The sequence below is a fragment of the Arthrobacter sp. CAL618 genome, from assembly GCF_000468215.1.
Lineage (GTDB): Bacteria > Actinomycetota > Actinomycetes > Actinomycetales > Micrococcaceae > Arthrobacter_D.
On the sequence record NZ_ASZW01000085.1, the window covers coordinates 4491 to 10130 of the forward strand.

The following is a 5640-nucleotide window of genomic DNA, read 5'->3' on the forward strand; positions in this document are numbered from 1 at the left end:
CGACGAAGCCGGCACCCGCTGGCCCGCAGCCATTTCGGTCGGATCGAACCCCACCTTCGAAGGCGTCAGTCGCCACGTCGAAGCACACGTCATTGATCGCCCCAAGGAAGACGTTTCCGACTTCGACCTGTACGGACAGATCATCATCGTGGAGTTCACCCGTCGGTTGAGGGGAATGGTGGCCTACACCGGGCCCGACACGCTGATCGCCCAGATGCGGCTCGACGTCGAAGAGACCCGCGAGGTCCTTTCGACAGAACAACGCCTCAGCAGGTAAACTGGACCGTGGATCCGGCTGCAGTCCGTGGTGGCTGGATCTTTCTGTGTCTTTGGTTCGGCAGGCGACTGTCGGCAAGACCAGGGAACTTGTTCACGGTACAACTCTAGGAGTTATTGTGGCCCTTGACGCCGCTATCAAGCAGGAAATCATTAAGGAATATGCAACCGGGGAAGCCGACACCGGCTCACCTGAGGTGCAGATTGCGATGCTGTCCCGCCGTATTCTCGACCTCACCGAACACCTCAAGATGCACAAGCACGACCACCACACGCGTCGTGGCCTGCTCTTGATGGTTGGACGCCGTCGTCGTCTGCTGGACTACCTGCGTAAGACTGACATCACGCGCTACCGTACGCTCATCGAGCGTCTCGGCCTGCGCCGCTAGTAACACACGTGGGGCGGGTCCTTCCTTCAGGGAAGGAGCCGCCTTCCACATGTGGCCACCGGCCACACAAACAACTAAAAACACATGGAGCCAGGCAGGCACCGCGCATTCGCGGTCCTCGGTAGTGGTCTCCGGGAGCAGACGACCGTGCAGCGCAGAACAGTGCAGAGCACGCGTGAGTCCCCGTGGATCTCGATCGAAGACCGGGTGCGAGCATCACCGCATTGAACGGTGATCAGGTTCCGGCAGGGCACCAGCCCAAACAGAAACGGAGGTGACTCTCTATGGAGGGTCCCGAAATTCAATTCGCCGAAGCCGTTATTGACAACGGCCGGTTCGGCAAGCGCACCGTACGGTTCGAGACTGGCCGCCTTGCACAGCAGGCAGCCGGCGCCGCAATGGTTTACATCGACGAAGACACAGCGCTCCTGTCAGCAACGACCGCTGGCAAGCACCCCCGCGAAGGCTTCGACTTCTTCCCCCTGACCGTCGACGTTGAAGAGCGCATGTACGCCGCAGGGCGCATCCCAGGCTCCTTCTTCCGCCGCGAAGGCCGTCCCTCCACCGAGGCGATCCTCGCCTGCCGGCTCATGGACCGCCCGCTGCGCCCGGCCTTCGTGAAGGGCCTCCGCAACGAGGTCCAGATCGTGGTCACCGTCCTGGCGATCAACCCCGACGTGCGATACGACGTCGTTGCCATCAACGCCGCCTCGATGTCCACGCAGCTCTCCGGCCTCCCCTTCTCCGGTCCGATCGGTGGTGTCCGCGTGGCACTCGTCTCCGATGGCAGCGGCCAGGATCAGTGGATCGCCTTCCCGAAGCACTCCGAACTGGAGAACTCGGTCTTCGACATGGTCGTTGCCGGCCGTGTGGTCAGTGGACCCGAGGGTGACGACGTCGCCATCATGATGGTGGAAGCTGAAGCCACCGACAACTCGTGGAAGCTCATCAAGGAAGACGGTGCCACCGCACCGACCGAAGAGATCGTCGCCGACGGCCTGGAAGCGGCAAAGCCGTACATCCGTGCCCTCTGTGACGCCCAGGCTGACCTTGCCGGCCGCGCCGCCAAGCCAACCGTCGACTTCCCGGTCTTCCTTGACTACCAGGACGACGTCTTCGCAGCGGTCGAGTCGGCAGCAGCCGCCAAGCTGACCGAGGTCTTCCAGATCGGTGACAAGAAGGAGCGCGACACCGCCTCGGACGCCCTCAAGGACAGCGTCACCGCTGACCTCGCCGGGCAGTTCGAAGGACGCGAGAAGGAACTCTCTGCCGCCTTCCGGTCGGTCACCAAGAGCGTTGTCCGCCAGCGCATCCTCAAGGATCAGATCCGTATCGACGGCCGCGGCCTGAGCGACATCCGTCAGCTCACCGCCGAGGTCGAGGTCCTGCCTCGCGTTCACGGTTCTGCGATCTTCGAACGCGGCGAAACCCAGATCATGGGAATCACCACGCTGAACATGCTCAAGATGGAGCAGCAGATTGATTCGTTGTCGCCGGTAACGCGCAAGCGCTACATGCACAACTACAACTTCCCTCCATACTCCACCGGTGAAACCGGTCGCGTCGGTTCGCCGAAGCGCCGCGAAATCGGTCACGGTGCCCTCGCCGAGCGCGCCCTGATGCCGGTCCTGCCGACCCGTGAGGAATTCCCTTACGCGATCCGTCAGGTCTCCGAGGCGCTGAGCTCCAACGGCTCGACGTCGATGGGCTCGGTCTGTGCTTCAACCCTGTCGCTGCTCAACGCCGGTGTGCCCCTGAAGGCACCCGTCGCTGGTATCGCCATGGGCCTGGTGTCCGACGTCGTCGACGGTCAGACCCGCTACGCGGCACTGACCGACATCCTTGGCGCTGAAGATGCTTTCGGCGACATGGACTTCAAGGTTGCCGGTACCGCCGAGTTCGTCACAGCCATCCAGCTGGACACCAAGCTCGACGGAATCCCCGCCTCAGTGCTCGCCGCAGCCCTGAAGCAGGCCCGTGAAGCCCGCCTGCACATCCTGGGTGTCCTTGAGGCAGCCATCGACGTGCCGGACGAGCTTTCCGAGTTCGCGCCACGCATCATCTCGGTGAAGATCCCGGTTGACAAGATCGGCGAGGTCATTGGCCCCAAGGGCAAGATGATCAACCAGATCCAGGAAGACACCGGCGCTGACATCTCCATCGAAGATGACGGCACGGTTCTGATCGGCGCCACCAACGGTGGTGCGGCCGAGGCTGCACGCGCCGCAGTGAACGCCATCGCCAACCCTCAGGTTCCTGAGATTGGCGAGCGGTACCTGGGTACGGTCGTCAAGACCACCACCTTCGGTGCCTTCGTGTCGCTGACCCCGGGCAAGGATGGGCTGCTGCACATCTCCGAGCTGCGCAAGCTGGCCAACGGCAAGCGCGTCGACAACGTCGACGACATTGTTTCGGTGGGCCAGAAGGTTCAGGTCGAAATCACCAAGATCGATGACCGCGGAAAGCTTTCGCTCTCCCCAGTGGTTGCCGACGACGCTGCGGCTGAGAACGCTTCGGCGGACTCAGCAGAGGGTGACGACAACTAGCGAATGGTTGTATCAGCTAACAACGCCTCCGGTCCTGTTCCCGACACCACGTCGGGAGCAGGGCCGTTGGCCGTTTCACACGAGAACCGCACTGGGCCGACGTCGATCGTCCTGCCGCTGCTGCCCACCCCTGCGCCTTCCGCGGACAGTGCGGGTGCCGGCCACGATCCCACGCTCGTCGCGGGGACGCTGGGCGGCGCCGTGGTGCGCCGGTCAGTACTTCCCGGCGGGGTGCGTGTCCTGACCGAGGCAATGCCCGGCCAGCGGTCCGCGACCATCGGTTTCTGGGTGGGGGTCGGATCCCGGGATGAGGCCGAAGGCCAGCACGGGTCCACTCACTTCCTTGAACACCTGCTCTTCAAGGGCACCACGCGGCGCACTGCGCTCGAGATTGCCGAAGCGTTTGACGAGGTGGGCGGTGAATCCAACGCTGCCACGGCGAAGGAGCACACGTGCTATTTCGCCCGGGTGCTTGACGCTGATCTGCCCATGGCAATCGACGTAATCGCCGACATGGTGACCAGCGCCGTGATTGACGCCGACGAACTTGAGCAGGAACGCGACGTCATCCTCGAGGAAATCGCGATGGACAGCGATGACCCCGCCGACGTCGCCCACGAAGAATTCGTCGAAGCGGTGCTCGGGTCCCACCCACTGGGTCGCCCCATCGGCGGCACCCCCGACGCCATCAAGGCAGTGCCCCGCGACTCGGTCCTGGCTCACTACCGCCAGTATTACCGACCATCGGAACTGGTCGTCACCGCGGCCGGGGGACTGGACCACGAAGTGGTCTGCGGGCTCGTCCTCGACGCGCTGCGGACCGCCGGCTGGACGCTGGAGGCCGATGCGCTGCCCGTGGCCCGTCGTTCCGATACGCCGGTACCGATTGAAAGCACCGGAGGAATCCGGGTCATTCGGCGTGCGGTGGAGCAGGCAAACATTCTGGTCGGCTGCCCGTCAATCACCGCCACCGACGACCGGCGGTTCGTGATGAGCGTGCTGAACGCCGTCCTGGGCGGCGGGATGTCATCACGGCTTTTCCAGGAAGTCCGCGAGAAGCGCGGGCTCGTCTATTCGACCTACTCCTTCTCCGCCTCCTACGCCGACGCCGGCTACTTCGCCATGTACGCGGGGTGCTCACCGGCGAAGACCGGTCAGGTCATTGAGCTGCTCGGTGCCGAGCTGGACCGGCTCGCCGCAGACGGGATTTCCGCCGATGAGCTGCGTCGAGCCGTCGGGCAACTCTCCGGCGGTATGGTGCTGGCACTGGAGGACAGCGGGTCTCGGATGTCACGCCTCGGCCGGGCAGAACTGGTGTCGGGGGAGTTCCTCGGCCTCGATGAGGTGCTGGCACGGGTCAACGCCGTCACCGAGGCGCAGGTCCGGGAACTGGCCGCCGAACTGGCTGCCGCCCCGCGCACGATTACCGTTGTCGGCCCGTTCGACGCCCCGGCGGACTTCGGCCACTAGCGGTCCTGCACAGCTGTTAACCATCAATGACGCACCCCGAACGTCAGGGGCGCGTCATTGATGGTTAAGGCTGTCTGCCCAGCGCGGCTGGGCGTGTGCTACTAGCCCCCGGCGAAGGGCGGCAGAATATCCAGGACGTCGTCGGCGGCCAGCACCCGGCCGCGGTCACGGGCAGCCACCTCGTTCAGCAGGAAGCTGCTCCGGGCGATGACCTCGGGCATCGCCGGCCCGCCCACCCGAACCGGCAGCGGGTACCGGGCGGTGAGGTGTGCCAGGACCGTCTCGAGCGTCGCTGCGTCGAGGTCGAGTCGTTCTTCTGCCGTACCGGCTGCGGCCTGCGCGGCGCCGAAATATCGAATCAGCATCTAGCCGCCGATCGCGCTCATGCTGCGGTCCGGCTGGACAAAATCGTCCGAACCCAGACCGACGTGGCCCATCCCATGCGCTTTCGGCTTGGCCCACATGGCGTCCTGCCAGCGTGCGGCGATCGCGTCGTCGTCGGCGTCCGACCGCAGCAGATCCCGTAGATCGGTCTCCTCGCGGGAAAATAGGCAGCTCATGATCTTGCCCTCGGCGGTGACGCGGGTTCGCCGGCAGTCGGCGCAGAACGGCTCAGTCACCGAGGCGATAATGCCCACGGTGCCGACGACGATGTCAGGGGCCGCGATTCGGCGTACCTCCCAGCGCTCGGCGGGGGCGCCGTCCCGGTTGCGCGGATCCGGGGTCAGCACAAACTGCTGCTCCAGCAGGGTCCGCATCTCGAGGGCAGTGATCATGCCGTCGCGGGTCCAGCCGTGGTCCGCGTCGAGGGGCATCTGCTCGATAAAACGCAGCTCAAATCCCTTGGACACCGCCCATTCGAGGAGTTCGGGCGCCTCATGGTCGTTGATCCCGCGCATCAGGACGGCGTTGATCTTGACCAGGCCAAGTCCCACCTCCGCCGCAGCTTCGATACCCCG

At 64.6% G+C, this 5640-nt stretch carries 5 protein-coding genes and 1 pseudogene (1 of these 6 cut by a window edge); 4 read left to right on the plus strand and 2 right to left on the minus strand.

Going from position 1 to position 5640, the window contains the following annotated elements; translation table 11 throughout:
- From K728_RS0105205 to K728_RS0105220, 4 genes are all read left to right on the plus strand, one after another.
- Positions 1-277: the end of a bifunctional riboflavin kinase/FAD synthetase gene (locus tag K728_RS0105205; RefSeq protein WP_024476060.1), read on the plus strand. Its footprint begins 698 nt before the window's first position; the window shows 277 of its 975 coding nt (coding positions 699-975); its start codon lies off the left edge, out of view; the stop codon is at positions 275-277.
- 118 nt (positions 278-395) lie between these two features.
- Positions 396-665, plus strand: a complete 270-nt coding sequence (rpsO, locus tag K728_RS0105210) for a 30S ribosomal protein S15 (protein WP_019483462.1) — start codon at positions 396-398, stop codon at positions 663-665.
- A gap of 284 nt (positions 666-949) precedes the next feature.
- Entirely contained in the window at positions 950-3211 is a 2262-nt protein-coding gene (locus K728_RS0105215) for a polyribonucleotide nucleotidyltransferase (protein WP_019483461.1), read from the plus strand.
- Positions 3212-3214: 3 nt separating this feature from the next.
- Positions 3215-4681 carry a M16 family metallopeptidase gene (locus tag K728_RS0105220; RefSeq protein ID WP_156911190.1) on the plus strand — a complete coding sequence of 489 codons (1467 nt, stop codon included), beginning with the start codon at positions 3215-3217 and terminating at the stop codon, positions 4679-4681.
- Between the two features lie 101 nt (positions 4682-4782).
- Here K728_RS0105220 and K728_RS0105225 read toward each other — a convergent pair whose 3' ends face one another.
- Positions 4783-5046, minus strand: coding sequence for a MoaD/ThiS family protein (locus tag K728_RS0105225; RefSeq protein ID WP_019483459.1), 264 nt, complete (start codon positions 5044-5046; stop codon positions 4783-4785).
- Positions 5047-5640, minus strand: a pseudogene (locus K728_RS23075) (GTP 3',8-cyclase MoaA); the annotation flags it as partial. It lies immediately after the preceding gene.

Coding starts and splice junctions, on each gene's coding strand:
- K728_RS0105215 (WP_019483461.1), top strand. CDS start 950: ATGGAGGGTCCCGAAATTCAATTCGCCGAAGCCGTTATTGACAACGGC.
- K728_RS0105220 (WP_156911190.1), top strand. CDS start 3,215: ATGGTTGTATCAGCTAACAACGCCTCCGGTCCTGTTCCCGACACCACG.
- K728_RS0105225 (WP_019483459.1), bottom strand. CDS start 5,046: ATGCTGATTCGATATTTCGGCGCCGCGCAGGCCGCAGCCGGTACGGCA.